This window comes from Lysinibacillus sp. fkY74-1, assembly GCF_053165895.1.
In genome coordinates, this window is record NZ_CP170173.1 from 1,284,555 (window position 1) to 1,309,383 (window position 24,829).

Below are 24,829 nucleotides of genomic sequence, written 5' to 3' on the forward strand. Positions count from 1 at the left end.
TATGGAGGATATTTTAAAAGAAATTCAAAAACTTGTGTTGGGAGTTCTGAATGCCCAAAAGCTCGCTACGGTTATTTATGGCAATGTATTAAGAGTAGATCCACTAGAAGTTCAAATTGATCAGAAATTGACTTTAAAAGAAGAACAATTGAAGCTCACCCGTGCTGTAATGGACTATGAAGTAGAGATGGGTGTAGATGGTGGACCAGAGCAGATATATAAAATCTATAACGGCTTAAATACGGGTGACAAGGTGACGATGATCCGCGTGCACGGTGGTCAACAATACTTAATCATAGACAAAGAGGTGATTTGATGATTCCACAGGCCATAAACGATGGACTGACATTCGATTTTGAGGAAGAAATTGAACCTTCTAAGACATTTAAAATAAATAACGAATTAGATCGCTGTTATGGCACCATTGATGAACTAGAGGCCATGAAACAAGCGATTTTTTTTATGCTTAATATCGAGCGTTACGATCATTTAATTTATAGTTGGAACACAGGTTTTGAAACCAATGATTTAATTGGCCAACCAACAGTATATGTTGCCAGCGAAGTAAAACAACGCATTCAAGAGGCTTTATTACAAGATGACCGCATTACGAATGTCGATTCTTTTGAAGTAACAACCACTAAAAATAAAGTGCACGTTCAATACGTAGCCCACACCATTTTTGGTGAAATCACTGCAGAGAAAGAGGTGGATTATTAATGGTAGCAATTTTTGATTTAAATACTTCCTATGAGGATTTATTAGTTCAGAAACTTTCTAATGTACCAGCACAGGATAAACGAGAGACATCGTTGATTTATCAGGCAACAGCAGCCAATACTGCCGAGACAGCTCAAATTCTTTTTACATTGCTAAACTACGAAAATCAAATGTTCGCAGATACGGCCTCACGACAGAATTTAATAAGGCGGGCAGCTGAACGGGGACTTAGTCCAACGCCTGCAACGAAAGCTATACGCAAAGGAGTATTCAATATCGATGTTCCCTTAGGTGCACGTTTTTCGCAGGAAGAATGCAACTACGTAGTCCTTGAAAAAATCGAAAAAGGTATTTTTAAGCTGGAGTGTGAAACCGTAGGTGAGATTGGAAATTTTGAGACAGGACAACTAATACCGATTGATTACATTGCAGGTCTTGAGACAGCACAGTTAACGGATTTGTTAATTCCAGGAGAGAACGAAGAAGATACAGAAGCTTTTAGATCGCGTTATTTCAATAGCTTTGAAAGTATTTCGTTTGGAGGGAACCGCGCCGATTACAAAGAGCGAGTTGGAAATATACCAGGGGTTGGAGGTGCACGTATCTACCGAGCAAAATATGGAGGTGGCACTGTTGGCGTTACGATTATTGACTCTACTTTTTCGAAACCATCCAATGAATTAGTGGGGTTAGTACAACAGTTGATGGATCCATTAGATGCGCAAGGTGACGGAGTTGGCCTTGCTCCTATTGATCACAACGTTACTATTTCGGCTGTCAATGAAACAACAGTAAATATCATATCAACAATTACCCTGCAATCTGGTTGGTTTTTTGAGGATGTAGAGAATGCTATCCAAGAGGTAATTGATGGATACTTTAAGGAGCTCGCAGAACTTTGGGCGTCGGCAGTTACAAAACAAGAAGATGAAGCAGGGCTGATTATTCGTATAAGCCAAATTGAAACACGTATTCTTGGTATTAATGGAGTCATCGATATAGCTAACACAATATTAAATGGTAAGGCAAGCAACCTGGAACTTGATAAAGAAGCAATACCAAAGAGGGGGACTATAAGTGGCTAGAAAAGTGGATGTTTTAAGCTACCTCCCTCCTATCCTTCACGAAATCAAGGAACTTCAAAAGATTGCATCACTTGAAAATCCATCATTAGAGCGAGTATGGGAACTAACGGAATCGTTATTTAATAATCAATTTATCCTTGCCCTAGATGAAAGTGGTGCCCATCGTTATGAGAGAATGCTTGGTTTAATTACTAATGAATCAGAAACACTTGAAACACGTCGTTTTCGCATTTTATCACGATATCAAGAACAAGCACCGTATAGTTTTCCCGTTCTGAAACAGCTACTTGATAGCTTACTAGGGGAGGGAAAGTACGAGCTTACTCGCAGTACATCTGAAAAGTGGGTACGTGTAAAGCTGGAGTTAACCGTGTCTCGAGAATTTGAAATTGTAGAGGTATTACTAGAGCGAGTAACTCCACAAAACATGTTGGTGTATGTGGAAATTAGATACATCCAACATAGTGCACTGGCGCGCTTTACGCACGCTCAATTGGCCGCCTATACACATAAACAACTGAGAGAGGAAGTGTTATCGTAATGTCTACTGACACTGTTAATTATGGTTTTAAAAAGGATAATGAAGATGAGTTTTATAATGTAAATGTGGTTAACGCCAATCTTGATAAGATTGATACGGAGATGAAACGTATTGAGGATACCATCCCAACTGTCAGCCCTACTGATTCAGTCAAATGGCTGGAAACAGTAGGAGGCACAGCGAACGCCTTAACTGCAAATATTCCTGACATTGAAAGCTATAAAAATGGTCTAGCTGTATCATTTCCAGTTAATGCAAACAGTACAGCAGCAATGACATTAAATATAAATGGATTAGGTGCTATTCCTATAAAAAAAGCGAATGGCACAGCATTTAGTAATGCAAAGGCTAATGGTGTGTATACTGTTCGCTATCGTGCAGGGGCTTTTATCTTACAGGGTGAGAGTGAGGTGGAAATAGGAAAACAAATCATCACACCAAGTACAGTGAACCAAGCAATCACTCAAGGTGTACATGATGGCACGGGGTATGTACATGGTAGTACAAATCTAATGTCTCAAAACATCAAGAAAGGCGTAACAATATTCAATGTAAGTGGAACATATGAAGGGGAGTTAAGTGGCTACGATTCGTACTATCTAAGCCCGGTTACTAATGTTCCTAAAACCCAACCTTTTTACACAATCCCTATGACTGGTGGATACCGCATTGCACTCTTTATGCCTAATAATGGACCATCTGGATCAGGTGATAGGGATTACATGAATGGTGGCTCATATCCTACAATGGATTATAGACATATAGATCCGAATCCACGATATGGAACCAATGGATACCTTCAAATAATAGTTAATTCGTCAGATGGTAGATCATGGACATACAATTTCCCATTGGGATACAATCAATGGTTCCCATGGTTCTCAGTAATTCTGTCAGGTACTAGGCTAGATCTTAGAGCGTATTACGAATATGATAAACCTGTGATTGATGAGGTATATAACCGTGCCGCTAGTGCAGTTCATGTTAACACTACTTTGGCATATAGTGGTGTTAACGATATTTCAAGCATCCAATTCAAAATGTTCTGGGAGTACGATGGTGTGACTCATACATCAACGTCGGTACAAGGTATAGTACAAAAATACAAATAGGAGGGGCGTACATGATAGGATTTAAAGTATATTATGAAAATGCAACTGGTGAAGTTATTCTGACAATTCCAGAGAAACATAATCCAGGTGCTGTTGAGACTACACAAGAACAAGATTTCATTATGTTTGCCGTGCTTTCTGCAAGAAAGCCAGACACGGTTAACTTCATTCAGCTGCCTTATGGTAAATACCGCAGCGATTTTGAAATCGCAAATAGTTGGAAGGTTGATTTAAAGACAGGAAAGGTTCTATTTGAATATCCAAAATTCGAAATGCCTATATCTGAACAGATACATCTTTTACGACAAGAAAATGAGGAACTAAAAGTTGAAAATCAAGTATTAAAGATAGCGTTAGCTGAATCAGCAGAAGTACAACAGCATGATAAAATGCTGAATCAATTAGCTTTAGCTGAACTAGTTGAAACATTAACAACTAAGGAGGTCTTATAATAATGGCTAAACTATATTGGGATTTAATTAAAATGAATTTGCGAACAATCGATCAGGTGCCGTTGTTATGGCGAGAAGCTGTACAAGCATTACTTAATAGCGAAAACAAGTAAACGCAGCATAAGCTAGCGTTATTTTTTATGTGTTTTTTAAACTATGAAAGCAATCGAGATGAACTACTGAATCTCGATACTTTTCATAGCTTTTTATTTGAATCAAAAGAGAAAAGGATTGATGTCATGGGAGATGAATTAATCAGAAATATTTATGAACGCCTTGGAGGTATCGAGGCAAAAATTGATGATATTAGAGATATTCGTCAAACTGCGGATAACGCTAAGGATATCGCAGAGGAAGCATTAGCGAGTACTAAAAATGCTCACCATCGATTAAATAAAATCGATAAAATCGTTTGGTGGGTATCTACAACTATTATAGGCGCTGTTATTTTAGGATTGTTAACACTTGTTATCAAAACCTACTAGGGGGATCATACTATGGAATTTTTATATGATTATATTATTGAACAGGCGCTAATTGTAGTGCCTGTTTTATTGGTTATAGGACAGGTTTTAAAGAATACACCTAAAATGCAAGATTGGTTGATTCCCTATATTTTATTAGTAGTTGGGGTTACGTTTACAATCGGCTTGATGGGTTTCACTATGCAAAGTATTGTACAAGGGGTTCTTGTAAGTGGAGCTGCTGTTTTTAGCAATCAATTATATAAACAATACTCAGATAAAGAGGGTAATGGAAAATGAGTTATGTCATTGAAAAGCGCTTCATGTCAGGACTACCAAACTATGCTTTAACTGCAGTCAAATACGTTATTGCCCATGAATCGGGCAATGCAAATAATTGTGGCCCGAACGCTCTAGAAAATGAAATAACCTATATGAATCGTAATAAAGCAAATGCCTTCACTTCCCATTGGGTAGGCGGTGGAGGACGTATTGTACAAATTGCTCCCGTGAATCGCGTGCAATATGGTTGTGGGCCTAAAGGGAATCCATTTAGCTTTGCCCAAGTAGAACTAGCTCGAACCAATAATAAGGAACAGTTTGAAAAAGATTATGCGGCTTATGTTTGGCTATTAAGGGAGCTTGCAAAAGATGCTGGAATCCCTACTATACTTGATGGTAGTGGCAATGGTATAAAGTCACACCGCTGGATCACAGATCATTTAAAAGGTACGACACATCGAGATCCATTTTCATATTTGATGAGCATGGGGATATCAGAGGGTCAATTTAAAAACGATATTTTGAATGGTATGGATATACCACAACAAATTGAAAAGGATGATGGGTGTATGAAATTTACAAATGAGACAACAAAAGCTGCAGTACGTGATTTAATCAAACAAACCGTAGACAAGAAATTAATAGACAAATCGTGGCTAGATAAATTCGATGCGGGTACATTAACTGGCGGAGATTTTGAAGGATTAAAAATCATCATTACACAACGGAGCATTTAATAGCAGAAGCCTGTTACCCTAATTGCAAAAGGGCGTATGAATTCTTATTTTTGAAATATGAGGTGTTGTGGTTTCCAATTTGGATTAGATGAGAGACTGTATATCATATGAAGAATTTCGAAATAATTGGGTTGAAAACAACAGTGAATGGTTTAATGAGGATAAGAAATTGCAACATTGGAATTACAAGGATCCAATTCAAAAACAATCAAACTATCTAGTAAGAATTTAAAAAGACCGGGTCTCAAATTTTGAGCCTAGGTTTTTTGTTTTTTATTATGAAATTCTTATATACAAGTTGCTGCAATCGTATTTTTTCTTTTATTTAACTTTAAATGTATAAATTACCTTGTAAAATAAGAACGTTTGTTCTACAATAAAAATAAGAACAAATGTTCTTAAAAGGGAGCTTTTTATTAAAACATAAGGGGATGATAACTTTGGCATTTACAGTCAAAACAGAAGCAGAAAAAATCTTTACTAATATTATGGGAGATGGTGCAGTACGTTTGGCAGCAGATTCAGGCTCTAAAACTAACTTCCATGATATTTTTGGTACAACTGATAAATCAGTACCAGTCAAACGTCAACGTGCTGGCAGTCAATTACTATTCTTGACATCTCTTTACTCTAACGCATCTTCTGCGACAGTTCGTGGTCAAATCTTAACTCGTATTCACCGTATTTTAATCAACTACAAATCATTCATTAACCCAGCCAATCCATCTCAGGAAGGTCCAGAAAATCCAATTTTAGCTTTAGGTGCTTATGCAGCGTTAGCTCTTGCAAAAGATGCTGATATGGCTTCGTATACACAAGCTGATTCATCTCGTCCAGTAACTCAAACAGAATTACGTTCAGCACTTACTGGTTACGTTAGTAAGTCCTACACTACTTTTACTGGTCTAAATAGCTATAAAAATGTACGTCTAGCAAATGGAAATGGTTTAACAGTTAGTACTGGGTCATTAGTTGGTACTAAACATGCTAAAACTGGACTTAATGGTGTAACTCTTGGTTTAGGTGCAGTTCACTTTATTAATGCTGCTATTAACGGTGCTGGTAATGCAATCTATTCTGACTTGAGCGCTTGGTTCACACAAATGTGTACGCGTCTACGTGAATCATACGGTAATTCTCGTGGAAACAACGGTTTAACTGAACTTTGTGTAAATATCGGGGCAGGCCGTGCGGGTGATAATGGTACAGTAAGTGATATCGACCAAATACGAGGGTATTTCCCATCATCTGGCTACAACTCATTCGTTATCTGGGGTCTTAACCTTGCGGCTCGTGCTTATCGAATTGCAGAATTAGGTGACACTACAAAAATACCTCAATTCAAAAATGCAATAGCTTTAAGTTCTCACGTTTGTCAACAAACAGCAGCAGAAATTATGAACTACTACAATACTCAAATTATAAACGAAGGTCGTTCTTATGAGATTGGACTTCCAAACTTTAAGGCTGGTAGTCCGGACGCTACAGATTCAACCACTGTTCCAACGTCTGGTTATGCTTTAGCGGCTTATCAACACTTTGCTTCAGTAAATACACCAACATCAGTGCAGATTAAAACCTCAAATGAAAATTTCAATACTTTAGTAGCACATAACAGTGATCCAGCTTCAGTAACAGCTTATCTATATACAGCAGCTTGGTATGGTGGTCACACTCTAGTAACATCTGGTAAATTAACTTCTGCAATTGCAAACAAAGCAGGTTCAGCAGCACTTCCGTATAACATTGTTTCAACTAATACTGGTGGTAAAGCAGAAGCTGGTGCATCCCGTATCCTTCAAGGCTTAGCAGGAGCAATGAACAGTGGAATAACAACACTTTAAAACAAGTTTAGAAAGAATCACTAAGTTATTGACGAAAGAATTTATTTAAAAATTTAAGCCCATTAGCTTAATTGGTAATGGGCTTTTTCTATTAAATCGGTATTATTTTCAGTATTTATCTTTGGTATTACTTAATTATTACTTAAAAAATATCAATATATTATTCAATCTAATACTACTAAAATATAGGAAGTTCAAAAAAGGAGAATGTTTGATGAAACAGGTATTTATAAAACCAGCTGAAGGTATTTATACAAGCCTTTATGGCATGAGAAGTGGTTCAATGCATTATGGAGTGGATATTGCAAATAATAGCTCCAATGTACCAGTACATGCTTCCTCTGCGGGTGTGATTAACAAAGCCGTTGGTGGTTGTTCAAATAATGGCTCTATCGGTAATACATGTAATGGCGGTTATGGAAACTATGTAATAGTTCGACACAGTATTGATGGGAAAACATATGATACACTTTATGCTCATTTACAATCTATTAGTGTCTCTGTTGGTCAAACTGTCAATCAAGGTGATAAAATTGGTGTTATGGGGAACAGTGGGAGTTCAACTGGTCAACACGTGCACTTTGAAATATATGAAAAAGCACGAGTGTCTCAATCAGAGGCGGTAGACCCTATGCCTTATTTAAACGGGGACAAGCCAACAGTTAGCTACCATACGTATGATGGAACTTGGGCAACGATTACAATTACTCAGAAGGCAAATGTGTTCAAAAATGTTGGCTATGAAATTATCGGTCAACTTGAAGCTGGTGGAAAATACAAAGTGTATGGTCAAAGAGAATATGCAGCTGATGGAACTCTATTCTATAATGTAGGGTCTGGTTATGTTCACCATGCTTACGGAACTATTGCTAATCACCATGCAACTGTTACATCTACTATCAATACGTATAGCACTCCTAATGGAGCGTTTAAACGTCAATTAGCACCAGGAACTTATAAAGTACATGCCGCCAAAGATGGTTGGTACAATTTAGGTGCAGAATGGGTTAAAGCGGATCAAGTATTAGTAACTAAAAACTAAATTCAAAAGATAATTAATATGATTAAAGACTTGCCTAGCAATGATGTCGGTCTCTTTCTGTTAGTAATTTTAATGACAGGATGGAAAAAATTAAAAGGATTATCAAAAGAGACCTATCAATAAGGGTTTTATATGTAATTTATAGTTAAACAATGTCATGAATCACTATTAAACAAAATTTTTAAAAAACAGGGTCTCATTGAACTGCCCCGTAAAAGTTAGACATCAATCTAACTTTTACGGGGTTTTTTTTATGGCAAAAGTAAGTGTTGAACAACGTATTCCAGCAGTTCAACGATATTTAAATGGAAATGAACCTTTGATCGAAATTGCGAAAGATATCGGTGTGACAGCTCAGGTTGTCAGCGAATGGGTTCGCCGTTATCAAAAAAATGGCGTAGAGACTTTCTTAAAGTCCTATACAAACTATTCAGCTGACTATAAAATGAATGTACTTAATTATATGAACGAGACAGGTACATCTTCGAGAGACACAGCTGCACTATTTAATATTTCATCTTCTGGCATGATTCGAAATTGGAAGTCGAAGTTTGAAGTTGGTGGTTATGATGCCCTTGTTTCTAAGAAAAAGGGGCATCCATCTATGAAAAAAGAGACAAAAAGAACAACGAAATCAACACCAGCTGAAGGATCTGTTGAGGCGTTAGAAGCACGAATTAAACAATTAGAAATGGAGAATGCGTACTTAAAAAAGTTGAATACTTTAGTTCAAATGCAAGAAAAATTACCAATCAAATCAAAGCGCAAGTAATTTATGAACTAAAGGAAATCTATGAAGTAGTGGAATTAAACAAAGTTGCTGATATTCCATGTAGTACATATTATTACTGAGAGAAGCGTTTGAATCGTACTGATAAATATTGTGAAAGTCGCAATTCAGTCCATCTATCATGAACATAAGGGACGTTATGGTTATCGTCGGATCACCAAAGAACTAAAAAAATTTGGTATTCATCATGATCAAAAAAAAACGATTAACTGCTTGATGAATGCCATTGGCATAAAGTGTGAAGTCCGCATGAAGAAATATCGTTCGTATAAAGGTAACGTTGGAAAAATTGCCCAAAACATATTACAACGCGATTTTACAGCGAAAAAAATGAACGAGAAATGGGTAACAGACGTGACAGAGTTCCATCTATTTGGTGAGAAACGTTATTTATCACCCGTCTTTGATTTATGTAATGGCGAGATCATTGCATACACGGTCATGAAGCGTCCAGGCCAGGATGAAATTGCGTTATTAACCCGTAACATTAATCAAATGTCAGAAGAAATTATGACCAGCATTGTCATGGAAAGAAAAATTGAGCAGCAAAAGAATGACCTCATTACAAACGTTTCTCATGACCTAAGAACATCTCTGACGTCTATTATGAGATACTTGTGTTTATTAAGAGAAGAGAAATATGAGACAAAAGAACAGTATGACGAATAGTTGAAGATAGCCTTTTCTAGATCTGAGCAATTGAAAAATTTAATTGATGATTTATTTGACTATACAAGGCTAATGAATGATAAAAATACGTTAGTACGACAACAAATTTGTTTGAATGAGCTGCTTGATCAACTGATGGAGGAGTTAGTGCCCCTGGCAGAGCAAAAACACCGCCTTTTTATAAAACATTTTCCAGAGCATCGTATTTTTGCGGCACTGGATTCTGAAAAAATTGTTCGGGTATTTGATAACCTATTAATCAATGCTATAAACTACACCACTGGAGATGGAAAAAATTTGGTTTCACTTGAGGAGCAAGACGACCAGGTTCAAATTTGTGTGGCCAACGTAAGTGATGCGTTTACAGCAGCGGAGCTTAATAGTTTATTTAAAAGGTTTTATAAAAAGGATCCATCAAGAACAAATGTAACGGAGGGCTCGGGGCTTGGACTAGCGATTGCCAAAAGCATCGTGGAGCTTCACGGAGGAACAATTCACGCGAAATACAAGAACGAAACATTGTACTTTATTATCTCACTGCCCTTTACGGCGTAACTAATTTGTCCAAAGTGGATAAATGGTTATAGCATGATGTGGTTGTTCATGGCTGGCAAGCATATCCTGCATGGCAGCTAAGAAAGCAGTGTTTTTAATTAATATTTGAATTTCTGTCTGTTTGTATTGCTTTTGAAAATCAGTAATATAATCTCTAATGATTGAAAGGTTGTAGTGACTGTTAATTTCCACTTCAACGAAAAATGGCAATGTTAAATCAGGAAGCTTGGTACTACCACCGCGGCGAATCCAAACAGCTTCTTGTACATAATAACGGATGGGTAGTTGACGGTTACTGGCAATAAAAATATCCATAAAAAGCCCCCTTCTATGTCTATTTCAAGCCTAAAGGAAAATTCCTCAGTCGTCAAAAGAAAACATGTGGAAATCTTAACAGCGATTTTCTCATGTTTTTTTGTTTGCTTTTTGTTGAATTTTGTTTGATTATGTCCGTTTTTTGGACTAATTGTAAAGGCAGTGTAAACATTTATTTAATCCATTGTAAATGATATGTACAGAAAGCTTAAAACTATTAATAATAAAGTCTGACAACAAGGAAAGGGTTGAATAGATTGGATATCAATATACAGGAGATGATTTTCCAATTTCTTGGAGGGTTAGGCTTATTTCTTTTTGCTATTAAATTTATGGGAGATGGTTTACAGAAGGCTGCTGGTGACCGTCTACGAGATATTTTAGATAAATTTACTACAAACCCATTAATGGGTGTACTAGTGGGTATTATTGTTACGGTTCTTATACAGTCCAGTTCAGGAACCACTGTTATTACAGTAGGACTAGTAAGTGCTGGACTTATGAAATTGCGCCAAGCAATCGGCGTTATTATGGGTGCCAATATTGGTACAACTATTACTGCCTTTATAATAGGGATTGACGTAGGTGCATATGCATATCCCATTATGGCAGTGGGTGCCATTTGCTTATTTTTCTTTAAGAAAAGTATCATTCAAAATATTGGACAAGTACTTTTCGGGTTTGCTGGTTTATTTATTGGTTTAGAGCTCATGAGTGGTGGGATGAAGCCTCTTCGAGATTGGCAGCCATTTATAGATTTGACTATCCAAATGTCCGATGTACCGATTTTAGGTGTATTAGTAGGTACAATATTCACTTTAATTGTTCAATCTTCCTCTGCTACAGTTGGTATTTTACAAGGACTTTATGCTGAAGATTTAATTTCTTTACACGGAGCATTACCTGTTTTGTTTGGTGATAATATTGGAACAACCATTACTGCTATCTTAGCTGCCTTAGGTGCTTCTATAGCAGCAAAAAGAGCTGCTGCCACTCATTTACTATTTAACGTAGTGGGTACGATTATCTTTATGCTGATACTTGGCTTATTTACGAACTACGTAGAATGGATTGCTGGGTTGCTTAATTTAGAACCAAAAATGCAAATAGCCTTTGCTCATGGAACTTTTAATGTCATTAATACGCTCGTTCAACTGCCGTTTATTGGCGTTTGGGCATATGTCGTAACAAAATTAATTCCTGGTGAAGATTCAGTCATCGAATATAAACCAAAATTTTTGGATAAAAATTTAATTGTTAAGTCACCTTCAATTGCACTAGGCCAAGCAAAAATGGAAGTCGTGCGTATGGGGGAATATAGTATTCTAGGATTAGAAGAAACGTTAACGATTTTAAAAACAGCTGACACAAAATTGGTAGGCAAGGTCGAACAATTGGAAGAAGCTATCAATAACTTAGATCGTCAATCTACAGAATATTTAATAGAGCTATCAAAGCAATCTCTATCGAACCATGATTCTCAGCTGCATCATGCTTTGTTTGACAATATTCGTGATATCGAGCGAATTGGTGACCATGTAGAAAATATTATCGAGCTTCTACAATACAAAGATAGTAATCGCGTCCGCTTAAGCGATCAAGCGCTGAAAGAGTTAGAAGATATGTTCATTTTTACATTAGCGACTGTAAAAATGGCTATCGAATCTCTCGACAAACAAGATCGATCTTTAGCACAGCAAGTGGTTGAAAAAGAAAATGAAATAGATAATATGGAGAGACGTTTACGTAAATTGCATATTAAGCGATTAAATGAAGGCGTATGCTCAGGTTCAGCAGGCATTGTATTTGCAGATATCGTCAGTAATTTGGAAAGAATCGGAGATCATGCATCCAATATAGCGGAAACTGTTATTTCCTAAAATGGAGCTGTTCAGTAGCGTGAAAACTACTGAATAGCTTTTTAATTGGCGTTCAATGGGATGGATAAGACATCCAAAATGGTGGATAAAGCCTTGAAAGTGACGGATAGAATCGTAAATGTAGGGGATAAAGCCTTGAAACCAATAGCTATCCATATTCATTAGTTGGTGCTGCAATAGTCGTAATCATAGGGGCGTTGAGTTTATGAGGTGGAGTAAAGTACGAGTATGAATAGTTTCTCTTAAAATGAAAAAAGTAAGTAAGACATGGTTGCGTCTTACTTACTTTTACTTTAATGGATATCTCTTTTCTTAAAGTTACCGCCACGAACTTCTGAAACATCAGAAATCACAACAAAGGCACCTTCATCGATATCTTTAATAATAGAAACTAACTTGTTTTCTTCCATACGGTTAATGACACAGTTTAAAATTTCAGTTGGTTCATTGGAGAAGCCACCACGTCCATGTGTATAGGTAACACCACGTCCGAGACGAGCTTGGATTGCGTCCCCAATCTCCTCAGATTTTGCACTAACTACACGGACTTCTTTTGATTTCTCTAAACCAACCTGGATAATATCGATAACATTTTTCGCAATATAATATGTTAACGCTGAGTATAAAGCGCTCTCTAAGCCAAAGATAAAGCTTGCCCCTAAGAAAATAAAGGCGTTGATAAATAAGATAATATCGCCGACTGAAAATGGAATTTTACGTGATAGTAATACGGCTAAAACCTCCGAACCATCTAAAGCGCCACCGTTACGTAAGACAATCCCAATACCTACACCAAGCAGCATACCACCAGATAAGACAATTAGTAAGGGATCATTCGGGCCTAAAATGGTTTTGACATCATGTAAAAGAACCGTGGAAATGGATAATGCTGCGATACCAGCACTACTCATTAAGGCAAAGGTTTTTCCAACCTGCTTATAACCGATATAGACGAATGGGATATTTAGTACAAAGAGCAGTAAGCCTAATGGAATTTCAAATAGGTGAGCTCCCATAATACTGAGACCTGTTACACCACCATCAATAACAGCATTTGGAATCAATACAGCCTCTAGCCCGTAAGCAGCAATAACTGCCCCAATAATAATCATAATGAATTTTCGTGTGTTTTCTAGTGACTTTCCTTTTTTCATAAATCTTCTCCATTTCTTTACGTAAAATATTACTTAAGGTTTTGGAATAATATTTATAGCAATTGTTTTAGTCTCCGAACCTTTACTTGAGTCGGCCATATTATAATATTTAGTTAATAAAGCGTTTAATTCATCATCAAAATTCTTGAATTGATCAACTGATAACGTCAAGTCAATAAAAGAAAAAGTAGCTAAATCTGCGGTACTTTCTTTTTCATCAAGTGAATGTAAATAATTTTGATATTGAGATAGTAGCGCTAATTGATAGTAGGAAATGTAATTTAATTTTTGCTTGGTTTTGAGCTGTGTCCACTCCTCCTTACTAAGTTTTGCTGCCCCTTCATTTAATGCATAGAACTTCTCTGTAACAGAACGTACTTTTCGCTCCTTCACAATTTTTATGACGTTTTCGTCCACTAAAATTTGGATATGTCGATATAAAGTAGCTTGCGGTACATCCTTAATGACTGAAATCATCTCCAAAGTGCTTAAGCCTTCTTCTTTATTGTGCATTAGAGCTTGTAAAATTTTCATTCTCACAGGGTGCATTAATACCTCTGCTTTATTGCGCATAAACCGATCCTCCTAATAAATGAATGAGATGGTATCAAGGAAAGCATTCGAATGTTCTCAAATTGAGAACATTATCAAAAAATATATTATAGGTTTTTTTTGGGGGTGTACAGTAAAAAGTAATGTAATTTTTTTACGCTTCTGTTATCATTATTGATAATGATAACGAAAGGGGCTATAAATTTATGAAATTACACTATGGTTTTGAAGACTTAGGTCAAATGGATTGGGCAAGCATACTACCAATCCTTTTACCTTTTTTATTCGTAGGTTTTTTACTTATCGTTGTTGCACTTGTCGATCTATATCGGCACCGAGAAACGAGAGAAAATATACTAATGTGGGCAATTATTATTTTGTTCTTCAATACAATTGGTTCGGTTCTATATTTTGTAATAGGTAGAAAGGATGTAAATAAACATGCGCTTAGAAATTAATAATATTACAAAAAAATTTAAATATAAAACGGCTGTGAATAATTTTTCATTAATTATCGATACGAATGAATGTGTAGGGCTTATTGGACCAAATGGAGCAGGGAAATCCACATTAATTCAAATCATTGCTGACATTCTTTATGCAGATGAAGGAAACATCGTGCTTGATGGACAAAAAATTTCAAAGATGAAAAATCAAATTGGTTATTTACCACAGTACCCTAATTTCTTCTCGTGGATGACAGCATTTGAAACCCTATCCTTTATGGGGACACTTTCTGGTATATCAAAAAAACAATTACAAAAGGACATTCCAATTCTTTTAGAAAAGGTGGGCTTAGGGAAAGAAGCGCATGTTCATGTCGGAACATTTTCTGGAGGTATGAAACAGCGTCTTGGCATCGCACAAGCTTTATTACACAAGCCAGCTTTAATAATTATGGATGAACCGGTATCAGCACTAGATCCAATTGGTAGACGTGAGGTGTTGAATTTATTAAAAGACATCAAAAAAGAAACGACCATATTACTCTCTACACATATATTAGGCGATGCGGAGGAGGTTTGTGAGCGCTTTGTGGTCATTAAAAATGGTTACAAAATAGAAGATGCGACAAAATTAGAGTTACTGAATCGCTATCAAAACTCAGCTATCTTTATAATGATTCAAAAGAAAGATGTTAAGTGGCTAAAAACGATTGAACAGTTACCGTATGTAAAGAAAATCGAAGGTTGTGGTGATGGCTTTAAAGTATATGTCAATCAGTTGGAAGCGGATGCCCATCGATTACTACAGTGCGGATTGGATTCTAACGTGATATTTACAAAGTTTAATCTTGGCGTTCAAGAAAGCTTAGAAGAAATATTTTTAGAATTGGTGGTGTAGCGGGAGTGAATACGTTTATAGCATTAAGTAAAAAAGAAATGAATCAAATGACAAAGGAGTATAAGGTCATTTGGCTACCCATTGTATATATTCTACTAGGTCTAACTCAGCCAATCATGATGTATTTCTTGCCTGCTATTTTACAATCAATGGGTGGTATTGAAGGGATTATGATTGATCCAACATTGACAAAGCCAGAGGGACAAGAAGTGCTTGCCTCAACCCTTAATTCGCAATTTGATCAATTAGGTATAATCATACTTACCATTGCAACGATGGGTATTATTCAAGGAGAAAAAGCCAATGGAATGATGGCATTCATTCTCACAAGGCCTGTATCTATCTCCTCCTACCTGGGTAGTAAAATCCTTACTCATTATGTTTTAGCTGTTTTATGTATTACGATTGGCTATGCAATGTCCTTTGGCTATACATCTTATTTATTTACCTCTGTACCGATAACGCGTGCATTAATAGCTTTAGCATTTTATTGTATTTGGCTGTTGTTTGTTATTACATTTGTTGCCATGATCAGTACCTTTTTTAACAGCTCACCATTTATTGCTTTAATCAGTATTGGTGTTTTATTCATTTGTCGTTTTTGTGCTGGCTTACATCCAATTTTAGATGTTATTAATCCAGCCAGTAATAGCTTGTATGCGACTACGATATTAATGACAGGTGACGTAGCAACATGGTATGGCTTTAATTTTGTTGTCACAATAATACTTGTACTATTCATGGTGGTTATCATGCATCATTTTATTGCTAAAAAGAAATTTTAATATGAAGGAAATCCTCGGCAAATGAATGTAAAAGTAAATCGTAAAAGCAAAATTCCCTATTATCAGCAACTCACACAGCAGCTGCTTTTATCCATAACGACAGGAAATTTAAAAAAGGGTGACCATTTGCCTTCTATTCGTCAGCTAGCGGCACAAACCAACCTTAATCTGCATACAGTTCATAAAAGCTACAAAGAGCTTCAGAAAAAGGGTATTATTACCATTAAACCTCATTCTAGAGCAGTCGTTAGTGTAGATTCTAGCAAAGCAAAGACTATTTCACTTCAACAACTTTCTATGAGTGTGGAACAAATATTGATAGAAGCGTATCTTTTGGGAATTAAAGAAGGTCAACTTGAAGAAATGTTTCAGGAGAGTTTACGAAAATATTATACGGAGAGTTAGAGTGAAAGAGAGGGCTTCTACAATGCCCCAAAAACTATCCAACCGTTACTGTTACTGACTGTTAAAGAAATTGCATAAAAGGCTGCATAGACAATATTCCGCTATAAAAGCCCAAGCTTTCATTTGTGAACGTTATTTTATTTGAAGTTGTATGAATAATTGAAGAATCGATATAAAGATACAGCTAAAAAAATAAGGATGATAAAAGGTAATAAGGAAATTACAATCGGTAAAATAAAGCCCAGTAGTGCAATGGCAGTGACTACGCCAACAACAGCTAAAGCAATTATTCCCCAAAATACGAGTTGGTCAAATATACATGGAATTTTAGCGAAAAAAGAAATTGTTAAAATTTCTAAAATAATCCAGTCTATTGGGCTGCTAATGAGAAAAGCACCAACTGCAATCATGATGATTAAGCGGAAAAAGAATTCTCTTTAATTTTCATAGGGCATGACGTGTGAGTAATGTGCCAGACCGGTTGTCTTCGGCGAATTACGGTGCTGGACAGTTCTTCGAGTGCTCTTGTCGACGATCTGCCGGCAATCACGGGATGCCTTTTTTGGAGAAATTTATGCCTGGGATATATGAGCCCGTATGATGAAAGTTTTTTCATTTCATCATGGTGGGCTACTTAGTGACAAGAGAAAGGTTAAATTAGAGAGGGGAAAAATTACGTGATGGCGAGCGTTTAGGAATCAATCCTACTAAATTGGAGAAATAAAATTATTCTTTCATCAAATGTAAATAATTAAAAGCGATTTTTAACAACATAATTGTATTTAAGTTATTGAAGTCTATATTCATTAACTCTGAAATTAACTTCATACGATATCTAATTGTGTTTTTATGTAAATATAATTGTTGAGCTGTAACTTCTATATTCATATTACTTTTTATAAAATGTTCCAAGGTATCGAGAAAGTTAGATTTATTTTTTTTATCATACTGTATTATTGGATCAAGTGTTTCCATATAAATATATCTCATTTCTAAATCTGAGTTTTCTGAGTATAAAACCCTTTCTAAATATAGGTTGGAAAATTCAACAATAATTAGTCTAGAGTTTTGTACGTTAGCGGATTGTTTGACTATCGTGTTTAATGCAATCCTTGCTTCTCTATAACATTCCTTCAAAGAATTAAAATTATATTTTCTACTTACACCTACTGAAAATCGTATTTTTGGAAAATGTTTACTTATATCATATACCAAATGATCTAACAGGGACCTATAGTTATTTATGGGTAATAAAATAATTATTTTGCTATTTAAATCTAGGCCGGTTAATATATTATTTTCTTTACATAGGTTAGACCAATTAAAGAAACTTAGAATTTCATGATAGGAAGGCAACGTAATCGCGTTATTTATAGGCTGGATTTGAACAAGTGCTAAAATGTACTGATCATGTAAAGTTATATCTAAATCAATCAACTTTTTATTTAATAGCTCTTTAGTTTGATAGTTATCATTGATCAAATCCAACAAAAATTCATTCATTTGGCGTTGTTCAATAGATTTTATAATATTTTGTTGCTCTACATGTAAATTAGCTATTAGCGCTGCGTGTTCGATTGCAACAGGGGCTTCTGCTGACTCCTCATTTAATAACCCCCAAATAAAAATTCCTCCCTCTAAAGTGTTTTTTTCATTAATCCATTTGATTGTAAAATTAATATTTTTATAGCGGACTTCTTCTATTTCATTGCCGATTCCACTAAAGACAGTTGTTATAAGATAATCCAATTCTAAATCATGTTCAAATTTCTCAGGATAATCTATACGGATATTCAAACCTTTAAGATAAATTGTTAAAGGAATTCCTATAATTTTATATAAAATTTCTGCTAGACTGTCTATTTTTTTTCTTTCTTTCAAATAAGTATGAAATTTATTATAGACGTTGTTTAATGCTTCTATTTCTTGATTTCTAAATTTATTAATAGTGTTTGTAATTTCTCCTAAATATTCAGTCCAGGGATATTCATTATTTAATGAAATAATAAGAAAGCCTTTTTTATTACAATATTCTATTAATTCACTTGGGATATAAGGAATATGTCTTCCAATTTTAATACCTAATCCAAAGCATTTTCTTTCAATTAATACTTTTATAAATGCCAATAAATCACTTTCCCAAGATTGCATTTGATTAGAATTTACGAAAAAACCTGTAGTAAGTACAAAATCGCCTGAACTTAACCACTTATCGCCGTCAGGAGCATCGATAAATGTTACGTTTTTAATTTTTTGTGCTAGTGGACAAACTGTGATAACTTCCGTATTTTCAAAACAACCGAGAGCAAGCAATTCCTTACAATTCATAAAATCCCCCCCTTTTTTATTCAAAAGTACAATAATTTCAATCTTAATTTAGATAATTATACAACAAATGAAGCTATATAATTGCAAATAAGTCAGAATATAAAGAATTTTCTGTTATGGAGGGATTGAAAATTATAAATGAAGAAGTTGTAGATATGGAGATTGTAAATAAGGAAAGAGTAGTGAATTTATTAAGATGTTTAGTACAAATTAATACTGTAAATCCTCCTGGTAATGAGAAGGAACTTGCCTCACTTTTAGATATATTTGTAAAAGATTTTGGTTTAGAAACAAAAATTATAGAGTCATTAGAAAATCGATCTACTATAGTCATTTACTTACGAGGTAAAAATAAGAATGCGAAGAAGCTTTACTTCAGCGGTCATTTAGATACTGTACCGATTGGGGAAGATGAATGGGATTATGATCCATTCGAAGCAAGGGTAGAAAATGGCTTAATTTATGGACGAGGTACTTGCGATATGAAAGGTGGGGTAGCAGCACTCATAGAGGCTATGCTAATTCTTAAAGAATCTGGAACCGTATTAGAACATGACATCATATTTTTAGGAACTGCAGGTGAGGAAGTAGATTGTTTAGGTGCACGGACCCTAATGGATAATGGAGTTATAGAAAATCCTGGTGCCATAGTTATTGCGGAACCTACTAGTTTGGAAGTATTTATTGGACATAAGGGTGTGCTTTGGCTTGAAATTAGTACCTTTGGTAAAACAGCACATGGCTCAATGCCTAAACAAGGAATTAATGCTATTTCGAATATGTTAAAGATTTTAGAAGAACTAAATAACTTAGCATTCCCTTTAAAAGATGAGCTATTAGGAAGTACTACAATGAGTGTTAATAGGATTGACGGTGGGGTTGCAACAAATGTTATTCCTGATAAATGCACAGTCGCAGTTGATATTAGAACAGTAACGGCTGAGACAAATGAGTTAGTGATAAAAAGTATTGAAGAAGTGATTAGAAAACTAAAGTCGAACGATCCATCTTTTGTAGCTAGTATTAGTGTTTTACAAAATTTAAGACCTCTCTTAAATGATAGCGAAGACAAATTCATACAATATGCACAAAAATTGAATAAGGATTTAAACTCAAAAGAAATTGAAAATATTGGTGTCAATTACTATACAGACGCATCTATCTTCGGAAAATCATTGGATTGTCCAATAATAATTTATGGTGCTGGGGATGAAAAACTAGCCCACCAGCCAAATGAAAATATTGAAATTGAGAGTTTAATTAAATCAATCAATTACTATGTTAATCTAGCAAAAAATTTCCAGGACATTTATTAAATCTAAGGAGGGCTATAAAATGGGTGAATTAAATAATACTGAATTTATGTCAAAAACGACGGTGTACACAGGATCGGGGAGTTTGAAGTTTCTCTCAACTACTGTTGAAAAGTTTGAAGACGGTAATATTTTAGTAGTTACTGATAAAGGAATTGAGGCTTCTGGTATTTTAAACAAAGTTATTAATTCATTGGAAGGCGTCTCAACAGAAAAGCATATTTTTAATGACGTCAAACCGAATCCTAGTGTTACAGCTACTAATGCAATCTATGAATTATATAAAGATAAAGGGATTAAGAAAATTGTTGCAGTAGGTGGAGGAAGTGTTATTGATACAGCCAAAGCATTAGCTGTACTTTTTACAAATGGAGGATCAATTTCTGATTACTTTGGCTTTGACCTTTATCAAAATCAACCGTTACCAGTTTTCGCTATCCCAACTACAGTTGGAACAGGAAGTGAAGGTGGTCATGCAGCTGTAATTACTGAAGATGATAAAGAATTGAAAACAAAGAAATTGGTATTTGGAGAGGCACTATTCCCTAAAGCAGCTATTTTAGATGGCGATTTATTATTAGGAATGCCTAGTTCGCTAGTTTCAACGACAGGAATGGACGCACTTACTCATGCTATTGAGGGGTATGTTTCTAGAAATGGGTCTATTTTGACTGATGCTCTTAACCTTCATGCAGTAAAAGTAATTGGAGAAGCTATATTAGAAGCAGTGGCCGATACTACTAATGTTTCAGCTATGAATAAAATGGTACAAGCAAGCGCTTCAACTGGTATCGGTATGTCAAATGGTGGCTTAGGCTTAGTGCATGGAATTTCACATGCTATCGGTGCACAATTTGATGCACCTCATGGAATCGTAAATGCAATTTTATTACCGTATGTATTGGAATATAACTGGATTTCTAATCCAAAGAAATTTGCAGATATTGCTCAAGCTTTACGTGTAAATACTTGGGGAATGTCAGTCGAGGATGCAGCTAAGGCTGGGGTAAAACGTGTTAAAGAACTAACATTAGAGGTTGGGATTCCAGCGAAATTAAATGATATTGGGATTGATAAATCAAGCATTGATGTCTTAACTGATATTGCATTCAACGATGAATTATATATGAATGCAAATCCTAGAAATGCAACGAGAAAAGATATTTATACTATTTTATCGAAAGCTCTATAAATCAAAAAAGGAGAGTGTGATTATGAATAAAACAATTGAGATTTGTCAAAAAGTGTCTGAATTTTTAGAGAACGATGCGTATCTGTATATTAATGGTGAATTTGTACCTTCTTCAAATAATGTTACTTTTGAGACATTCAATCCAGCTAATAATGAAGTATTAGCAAAGGTTCATGAGGCAAGTGTGGAAGATGTGAATAAAGCGGTCTTAGCAGCTAAGGAAGCATTTGAGAATGGTCCGTGGTCTACTATGACTCCAGCTGAAAGAGGAAGTCTAATTTATAAATTAGGCGAACTCATTGATGAGCATAAACAAGAGCTAGCAGAAATTGATAGCTTAGACAATGGGAAACCTATTACGGAACTATTCGAAAACGATATTCCAAATGCTGTAGGCCAATTTAAATATTTTGCTGGTTGGGCGACTAAAAATATGGGTCAAACCATTCCGATCGGCGATAACTTTTTAAACTATACACGTCATGAACCAGTTGGTGTAGTTGGTCAAATTATTCCATGGAACTTCCCTTTAATGATGGCATCTTGGAAAATTGCTCCAGCATTAGCTACAGGCTGTACAGTTGTCCTTAAATCAGCAGAACAGACACCCCTTTCTGTATTATATTTAGCTAGATTAGTAGAATTAGCAGGAATCCCTAAGGGTGTAGTAAATATTATTTCTGGTCACGGTGAAACTACAGGAGATGCATTGGTTAAGCATCCATTAGTCAATAAAATCGCATTCACAGGTTCTACTGCTGTAGGTCAAATTATTATGAAAGAAGCCGCAAATACAATGAAGCGAGTAACATTAGAATTAGGAGGTAAGTCTCCGAATATTGTCCTATCTGATGCAAATTTAGAGAAAGCAGCTGATGGAGTATTTGCAGGCATAATGTATAACCAAGGTGAAGTATGTAGTGCAGGTTCCAGAGTTTACGTGCATGAAGATATTTATGACATTTTTATTGCGAAATTAACTGAACGTGCCGAAAAGGTAAAACTAGGTAGTGGATTATCTCACAATACGACGATGGGATCTTTAGTTTCACTAGAACAAAAAGAGCGTGTAGTAAATTATATTAAAATTGGACAAGAAGAGGGAGCGAAAATCTTATATGGAGGTAAAGCATCAGAGCAAGGATGCTTCGTTGAACCTACAATTTTTGTAGATGTTAATGATTCTATGAGAATTTCTAGAGAAGAAATTTTTGGTCCGGTTATGGTAGTGTCTAAATTTAATTCTGAAGAAGAGATAATTCATCGAGCTAATGATTCAGAATTCGGCTTAGGAGCTGGTATTTGGACTGAGAACTTAACAAAAGCACATCGACTTGCAAACAAATTAAAAGCCGGTTCAGTTTGGATTAATTGCTACAATGCAACAAATCCTGCATCTCCATTTGGTGGATATAAAAAGTCAGGGTTTGGCCGTGAAATGGGGTCATACGCTTTGGATAATTATACTGAAGTGAAAACAGTTTGGGTAAATTTATCTTAATAAAATTATATTTCCATATATTTAGGGATATCGATCGAACAAATAATGTAATTCAAACAGTATAAATAAGACAGCTATATTATCTCATATAGCAAGTTTACATTAATCTAGCTGTTTTTATGATAATTCATGTCCATTTAGTCTTAGGCTTTCAAGTAATGATTTAAAGTTTTTTAATCATTCATAAATTTCCTTATAAAGGGAGGAATAGCATGGTTACTAAATATATTATCGTCTCCATTTTTTTGGTTATATTATTTGCGGTATCCTACAATACATTCAGAAAGATAAAAACTTATCAAGATTATAATTTGGCTGGCAAAGGAACAGGATTATTTGCATTAACGGCAACTCTAGTAGCAGCAGAGTTTAATACAGCAACTTTAATAGGTGGAGCTTCTGTAGCTTATCTATTTGGTACTGTTGGTATGTGGTATACATCTTTAATATTTATTGCGGTATTTCTTGCATACGCATTTACGGTTGCTAAAAAATATAGGAAATTAAATATTTCAACCATTTCTCAATTTTTTGATAAACGTTTTAAGAATGAAAAATACTCAGAACTTATAAGATTTATGTCAGCCATCATCACATTGTTCTATACATGGCTAGCACCAGCTTCGTATCTAGCAGGTTTAGCAGTAATAGGAAGCGTTTTACTTGGGGTAGATCCAGTAATCTTTTCCATAACAATTGTAGTGATTTGTCTAATTTTAAGTATCACTGGTGGATTATTGACAGCAATTGGTATTGATGTTGTAGCATTTATAATGATTATGATTGGGATTCCAACAATTTTATTTATTGGTATTAGTGCAGCTGGTGGATTTGGAAGTTTGAGTCAAGTATACGAACCGAAACTTTTATCTTTGGCACCAGTTTGGGATACAGAGGTTAACTTCCCTATCGCATTGACATGGGGCCTGCAAATTCTGTTCTTATATATTGCTGCCCCTTGGTATGGTCAACGAATCTTCTCAGCAAAGAATGAAAAAGTTGCTTATACAGCTATGCTATGGAATACATTTTTCATTGTAGTGTTATACGGTATGGTCGTTTTAGCTACAATGTTCTCAAAAGTTGTATTCCCAAGTCTGGATAAACCAGAGGAAGCGTTACCTTTATTAATAGCAACTCAAAGTAACTCATTAGTACAAGGATTACTATTAGTAACATTATTACTTGTAGGGGTTAGCACTCTGATTGCAGTTTGGAATTCTGCAGTTTCAATCATTGTAAATGATGTTGTACGCAGATATTTCTTGAAAAATAAAGGGGATAGACAATTCATAATTGCTTCAAGAATATGTTTTGTTATAATTGCAGCTTCTACATTAATTTTTGGGATCGTTTTCATTGGAAATATTCAAAACTCATTGCTGTTTTTATCAACTTTTACAGGTATAGTGGCAATTCCGATACTAATTTCATTGTATTGGAAAAAGTACAACAGCTTGGGTGCACTTTCATCAATGATTTCAGGGTTAGCATATTCCGGAATCGCTATAACTTTAAGCTTCCCAATTTATTTTATTAGCCCTATTGCTGTAATTGTAGCTACTATTGTAGGAATAATAGTTTCTTTGGCAACATCTAAAAACCATGTTACCGATAACCAAGAGTTTTATGAATTAATTGAATCACCTTTAGAATTAGAATCCCATGAAACTGAAAGTGTATTCATTCCTAAAGAATCAAACTAAGTGGGGAGAGAGTTATTAATCAGCTCAGTCGCAATGTCAGTATGCGAGGTATTGCCGATGG

General features: G+C 35.3%; 26 protein-coding genes and 2 pseudogenes. 24 read left to right on the plus strand and 4 right to left on the minus strand.

Going from position 1 to position 24,829, the window contains the following annotated elements:
* Position 1 precedes the first annotated feature (1 nt).
* The 14 genes and pseudogenes from ACE1MS_RS06045 to ACE1MS_RS06110 all read left to right on the plus strand — a co-directional run.
* Positions 2 to 316 (plus strand): DUF2577 domain-containing protein, encoded by a 315-nt coding sequence (locus ACE1MS_RS06045; RefSeq protein ID WP_012293477.1) that lies wholly within the window; start codon positions 2 to 4, stop codon positions 314 to 316.
* On the plus strand, positions 316 to 720 hold the full coding sequence (locus ACE1MS_RS06050) for a DUF2634 domain-containing protein (protein ID WP_012293478.1): 405 nt from the start codon (positions 316 to 318) through the stop codon (positions 718 to 720). The genes ACE1MS_RS06045 and ACE1MS_RS06050 overlap by 1 nt, the downstream gene beginning before the upstream one ends.
* On the plus strand, positions 720 to 1,805 hold the full coding sequence (locus tag ACE1MS_RS06055) for a baseplate J/gp47 family protein (protein ID WP_012293479.1): 1,086 nt from the start codon (positions 720 to 722) through the stop codon (positions 1,803 to 1,805). Before ACE1MS_RS06050 ends, ACE1MS_RS06055 begins: the two co-directional genes overlap by 1 nt.
* On the plus strand, positions 1,798 to 2,346 hold the full coding sequence (locus tag ACE1MS_RS06060) for a putative phage tail protein (RefSeq protein ID WP_012293480.1): 549 nt from the start codon (positions 1,798 to 1,800) through the stop codon (positions 2,344 to 2,346). The genes ACE1MS_RS06055 and ACE1MS_RS06060 overlap by 8 nt, the downstream gene beginning before the upstream one ends.
* Positions 2,346 to 3,458, plus strand: a complete 1,113-nt coding sequence (locus tag ACE1MS_RS06065) for a hypothetical protein (RefSeq protein WP_031419175.1) — start codon at positions 2,346 to 2,348, stop codon at positions 3,456 to 3,458. The genes ACE1MS_RS06060 and ACE1MS_RS06065 overlap by 1 nt, the downstream gene beginning before the upstream one ends.
* Positions 3,459 to 3,469: 11 nt before the next feature.
* A complete protein-coding gene (locus tag ACE1MS_RS06070) occupies positions 3,470 to 3,910 on the plus strand; it encodes a hypothetical protein (protein WP_031419176.1) in 441 nt (146 codons plus the stop codon).
* 2 nt (positions 3,911 to 3,912) lie between these two features.
* Positions 3,913 to 4,023 (plus strand): CD1375 family protein, encoded by a 111-nt coding sequence (locus ACE1MS_RS06075; RefSeq protein ID WP_196764891.1) that lies wholly within the window; start codon positions 3,913 to 3,915, stop codon positions 4,021 to 4,023.
* 126 nt (positions 4,024 to 4,149) lie between these two features.
* Entirely contained in the window at positions 4,150 to 4,395 is a 246-nt protein-coding gene (locus ACE1MS_RS06080) for a hemolysin XhlA family protein (protein WP_012293483.1), read from the plus strand.
* 12 nt (positions 4,396 to 4,407) lie between these two features.
* A complete protein-coding gene (locus ACE1MS_RS06085; RefSeq protein ID WP_031419177.1) occupies positions 4,408 to 4,674 on the plus strand; it encodes a phage holin family protein in 267 nt (88 codons plus the stop codon).
* A complete protein-coding gene (locus ACE1MS_RS06090; RefSeq protein ID WP_447402757.1) occupies positions 4,671 to 5,393 on the plus strand; it encodes a peptidoglycan recognition protein family protein in 723 nt (240 codons plus the stop codon). Before ACE1MS_RS06085 ends, ACE1MS_RS06090 begins: the two co-directional genes overlap by 4 nt.
* Before the next feature lie 431 nt (positions 5,394 to 5,824).
* Positions 5,825 to 7,237, plus strand: coding sequence for a hypothetical protein (locus ACE1MS_RS06095; RefSeq protein ID WP_012293486.1), 1,413 nt, complete (start codon positions 5,825 to 5,827; stop codon positions 7,235 to 7,237).
* A 214-nt stretch (positions 7,238 to 7,451) separates the two neighbouring features.
* The gene (locus tag ACE1MS_RS06100; RefSeq protein ID WP_447402758.1) at positions 7,452 to 8,279 is read left to right on the plus strand and encodes a M23 family metallopeptidase; all 828 of its coding nucleotides are present in this window, start codon (positions 7,452 to 7,454) and stop codon (positions 8,277 to 8,279) included.
* A gap of 253 nt (positions 8,280 to 8,532) precedes the next feature.
* Positions 8,533 to 9,522, plus strand: a pseudogene (locus ACE1MS_RS06105) (IS3 family transposase); the annotation flags it as partial.
* A pseudogene (locus tag ACE1MS_RS06110) lies at positions 9,496 to 10,293 on the plus strand (sensor histidine kinase); the annotation flags it as partial. The pseudogenes ACE1MS_RS06105 and ACE1MS_RS06110, both read left to right, overlap by 27 nt.
* Here ACE1MS_RS06110 and ACE1MS_RS06115 read toward each other — a convergent pair.
* The gene (locus ACE1MS_RS06115) at positions 10,294 to 10,608 is read right to left on the minus strand and encodes a hypothetical protein (RefSeq protein ID WP_012293491.1); all 315 of its coding nucleotides are present in this window, start codon (positions 10,606 to 10,608) and stop codon (positions 10,294 to 10,296) included.
* A 278-nt stretch (positions 10,609 to 10,886) separates the two neighbouring features.
* Here ACE1MS_RS06115 and ACE1MS_RS06120 point away from each other — a divergent pair, with 278 nt between their 5' ends.
* The gene (locus ACE1MS_RS06120; protein ID WP_012293492.1) at positions 10,887 to 12,488 is read left to right on the plus strand and encodes a Na/Pi cotransporter family protein; all 1,602 of its coding nucleotides are present in this window, start codon (positions 10,887 to 10,889) and stop codon (positions 12,486 to 12,488) included.
* A 293-nt stretch (positions 12,489 to 12,781) separates the two neighbouring features.
* On the opposite strand, the gene ACE1MS_RS06125 is transcribed toward ACE1MS_RS06120, so the two are convergent.
* Complete coding sequence (locus ACE1MS_RS06125; RefSeq protein ID WP_012293494.1) at positions 12,782 to 13,642, minus strand: YitT family protein; 861 nt, start codon at positions 13,640 to 13,642, stop codon at positions 12,782 to 12,784.
* Positions 13,643 to 13,675: 33 nt separating this feature from the next.
* Positions 13,676 to 14,215 (minus strand): transcriptional regulator, encoded by a 540-nt coding sequence (locus tag ACE1MS_RS06130; RefSeq protein ID WP_012293495.1) that lies wholly within the window; start codon positions 14,213 to 14,215, stop codon positions 13,676 to 13,678.
* Positions 14,216 to 14,400: 185 nt separating this feature from the next.
* On the opposite strand from ACE1MS_RS06130, the gene ACE1MS_RS06135 reads away from it, so the two are divergent.
* From ACE1MS_RS06135 to ACE1MS_RS06155, 5 genes are all read left to right on the plus strand, one after another.
* Entirely contained in the window at positions 14,401 to 14,652 is a 252-nt protein-coding gene (locus tag ACE1MS_RS06135; RefSeq protein ID WP_036161050.1) for a PLD nuclease N-terminal domain-containing protein, read from the plus strand.
* Positions 14,636 to 15,538, plus strand: a complete 903-nt coding sequence (locus ACE1MS_RS06140; protein WP_447402759.1) for an ATP-binding cassette domain-containing protein — start codon at positions 14,636 to 14,638, stop codon at positions 15,536 to 15,538. Before ACE1MS_RS06135 ends, ACE1MS_RS06140 begins: the two co-directional genes overlap by 17 nt.
* A gap of 5 nt (positions 15,539 to 15,543) precedes the next feature.
* A complete protein-coding gene (locus ACE1MS_RS06145) occupies positions 15,544 to 16,323 on the plus strand; it encodes an ABC transporter permease (protein WP_099805105.1) in 780 nt (259 codons plus the stop codon).
* A 21-nt stretch (positions 16,324 to 16,344) separates the two neighbouring features.
* On the plus strand, positions 16,345 to 16,728 hold the full coding sequence (locus ACE1MS_RS06150; protein WP_012293498.1) for a GntR family transcriptional regulator: 384 nt from the start codon (positions 16,345 to 16,347) through the stop codon (positions 16,726 to 16,728).
* A 159-nt stretch (positions 16,729 to 16,887) separates the two neighbouring features.
* Positions 16,888 to 17,169 carry a hypothetical protein gene (locus ACE1MS_RS06155; protein ID WP_447402760.1) on the plus strand — a complete coding sequence of 94 codons (282 nt, stop codon included), beginning with the start codon at positions 16,888 to 16,890 and terminating at the stop codon, positions 17,167 to 17,169.
* A 285-nt stretch (positions 17,170 to 17,454) separates the two neighbouring features.
* Here ACE1MS_RS06155 and ACE1MS_RS06160 read toward each other — a convergent pair whose 3' ends face one another.
* Positions 17,455 to 19,056: a PucR family transcriptional regulator gene (locus ACE1MS_RS06160; RefSeq protein WP_447402761.1), complete on the minus strand. Its 1,602-nt coding sequence runs from the start codon at positions 19,054 to 19,056 to the stop codon at positions 17,455 to 17,457.
* 116 nt (positions 19,057 to 19,172) lie between these two features.
* On the opposite strand from ACE1MS_RS06160, the gene ACE1MS_RS06165 reads away from it, so the two are divergent.
* The 4 genes from ACE1MS_RS06165 to ACE1MS_RS06180 all read left to right on the plus strand — a co-directional run bounded on the left by ACE1MS_RS06165 (position 19,173) and on the right by ACE1MS_RS06180 (position 24,768).
* Positions 19,173 to 20,372, plus strand: coding sequence for a M20 family metallopeptidase (locus ACE1MS_RS06165; RefSeq protein ID WP_416277459.1), 1,200 nt, complete (start codon positions 19,173 to 19,175; stop codon positions 20,370 to 20,372).
* Positions 20,373 to 20,391: 19 nt separating this feature from the next.
* Complete coding sequence (locus ACE1MS_RS06170) at positions 20,392 to 21,561, plus strand: iron-containing alcohol dehydrogenase (protein WP_036215068.1); 1,170 nt, start codon at positions 20,392 to 20,394, stop codon at positions 21,559 to 21,561.
* A gap of 22 nt (positions 21,562 to 21,583) precedes the next feature.
* Positions 21,584 to 23,062, plus strand: coding sequence for an aldehyde dehydrogenase family protein (locus tag ACE1MS_RS06175; RefSeq protein WP_099805110.1), 1,479 nt, complete (start codon positions 21,584 to 21,586; stop codon positions 23,060 to 23,062).
* A 212-nt stretch (positions 23,063 to 23,274) separates the two neighbouring features.
* The gene (locus tag ACE1MS_RS06180) at positions 23,275 to 24,768 is read left to right on the plus strand and encodes a sodium:solute symporter family protein (RefSeq protein ID WP_230586136.1); all 1,494 of its coding nucleotides are present in this window, start codon (positions 23,275 to 23,277) and stop codon (positions 24,766 to 24,768) included.
* Positions 24,769 to 24,829: the final 61 nt, after the last annotated feature.

Coding starts and splice junctions, on each gene's coding strand:
- ACE1MS_RS06045 (WP_012293477.1), top strand. CDS start 2: ATGGAGGATATTTTAAAAGAAATTCAAAAACTTGTGTTGGGAGTTCTG.
- ACE1MS_RS06050 (WP_012293478.1), top strand. CDS start 316: ATGATTCCACAGGCCATAAACGATGGACTGACATTCGATTTTGAGGAA.
- ACE1MS_RS06055 (WP_012293479.1), top strand. CDS start 720: ATGGTAGCAATTTTTGATTTAAATACTTCCTATGAGGATTTATTAGTT.
- ACE1MS_RS06065 (WP_031419175.1), top strand. CDS start 2,346: ATGTCTACTGACACTGTTAATTATGGTTTTAAAAAGGATAATGAAGAT.
- ACE1MS_RS06070 (WP_031419176.1), top strand. CDS start 3,470: ATGATAGGATTTAAAGTATATTATGAAAATGCAACTGGTGAAGTTATT.
- ACE1MS_RS06075 (WP_196764891.1), top strand. CDS start 3,913: ATGGCTAAACTATATTGGGATTTAATTAAAATGAATTTGCGAACAATC.
- ACE1MS_RS06080 (WP_012293483.1), top strand. CDS start 4,150: ATGGGAGATGAATTAATCAGAAATATTTATGAACGCCTTGGAGGTATC.
- ACE1MS_RS06085 (WP_031419177.1), top strand. CDS start 4,408: ATGGAATTTTTATATGATTATATTATTGAACAGGCGCTAATTGTAGTG.
- ACE1MS_RS06090 (WP_447402757.1), top strand. CDS start 4,671: ATGAGTTATGTCATTGAAAAGCGCTTCATGTCAGGACTACCAAACTAT.
- ACE1MS_RS06095 (WP_012293486.1), top strand. CDS start 5,825: ATGATAACTTTGGCATTTACAGTCAAAACAGAAGCAGAAAAAATCTTT.
- ACE1MS_RS06100 (WP_447402758.1), top strand. CDS start 7,452: ATGAAACAGGTATTTATAAAACCAGCTGAAGGTATTTATACAAGCCTT.
- ACE1MS_RS06115 (WP_012293491.1), bottom strand. CDS start 10,608: ATGGATATTTTTATTGCCAGTAACCGTCAACTACCCATCCGTTATTAT.
- ACE1MS_RS06120 (WP_012293492.1), top strand. CDS start 10,887: ATGATTTTCCAATTTCTTGGAGGGTTAGGCTTATTTCTTTTTGCTATT.
- ACE1MS_RS06125 (WP_012293494.1), bottom strand. CDS start 13,642: ATGAAAAAAGGAAAGTCACTAGAAAACACACGAAAATTCATTATGATT.
- ACE1MS_RS06130 (WP_012293495.1), bottom strand. CDS start 14,215: ATGCGCAATAAAGCAGAGGTATTAATGCACCCTGTGAGAATGAAAATT.
- ACE1MS_RS06135 (WP_036161050.1), top strand. CDS start 14,401: ATGAAATTACACTATGGTTTTGAAGACTTAGGTCAAATGGATTGGGCA.
- ACE1MS_RS06140 (WP_447402759.1), top strand. CDS start 14,636: ATGCGCTTAGAAATTAATAATATTACAAAAAAATTTAAATATAAAACG.
- ACE1MS_RS06150 (WP_012293498.1), top strand. CDS start 16,345: ATGAATGTAAAAGTAAATCGTAAAAGCAAAATTCCCTATTATCAGCAA.
- ACE1MS_RS06160 (WP_447402761.1), bottom strand. CDS start 19,056: ATGAATTGTAAGGAATTGCTTGCTCTCGGTTGTTTTGAAAATACGGAA.
- ACE1MS_RS06165 (WP_416277459.1), top strand. CDS start 19,173: ATGGAGGGATTGAAAATTATAAATGAAGAAGTTGTAGATATGGAGATT.
- ACE1MS_RS06170 (WP_036215068.1), top strand. CDS start 20,392: ATGGGTGAATTAAATAATACTGAATTTATGTCAAAAACGACGGTGTAC.
- ACE1MS_RS06175 (WP_099805110.1), top strand. CDS start 21,584: ATGAATAAAACAATTGAGATTTGTCAAAAAGTGTCTGAATTTTTAGAG.
- ACE1MS_RS06180 (WP_230586136.1), top strand. CDS start 23,275: ATGGTTACTAAATATATTATCGTCTCCATTTTTTTGGTTATATTATTT.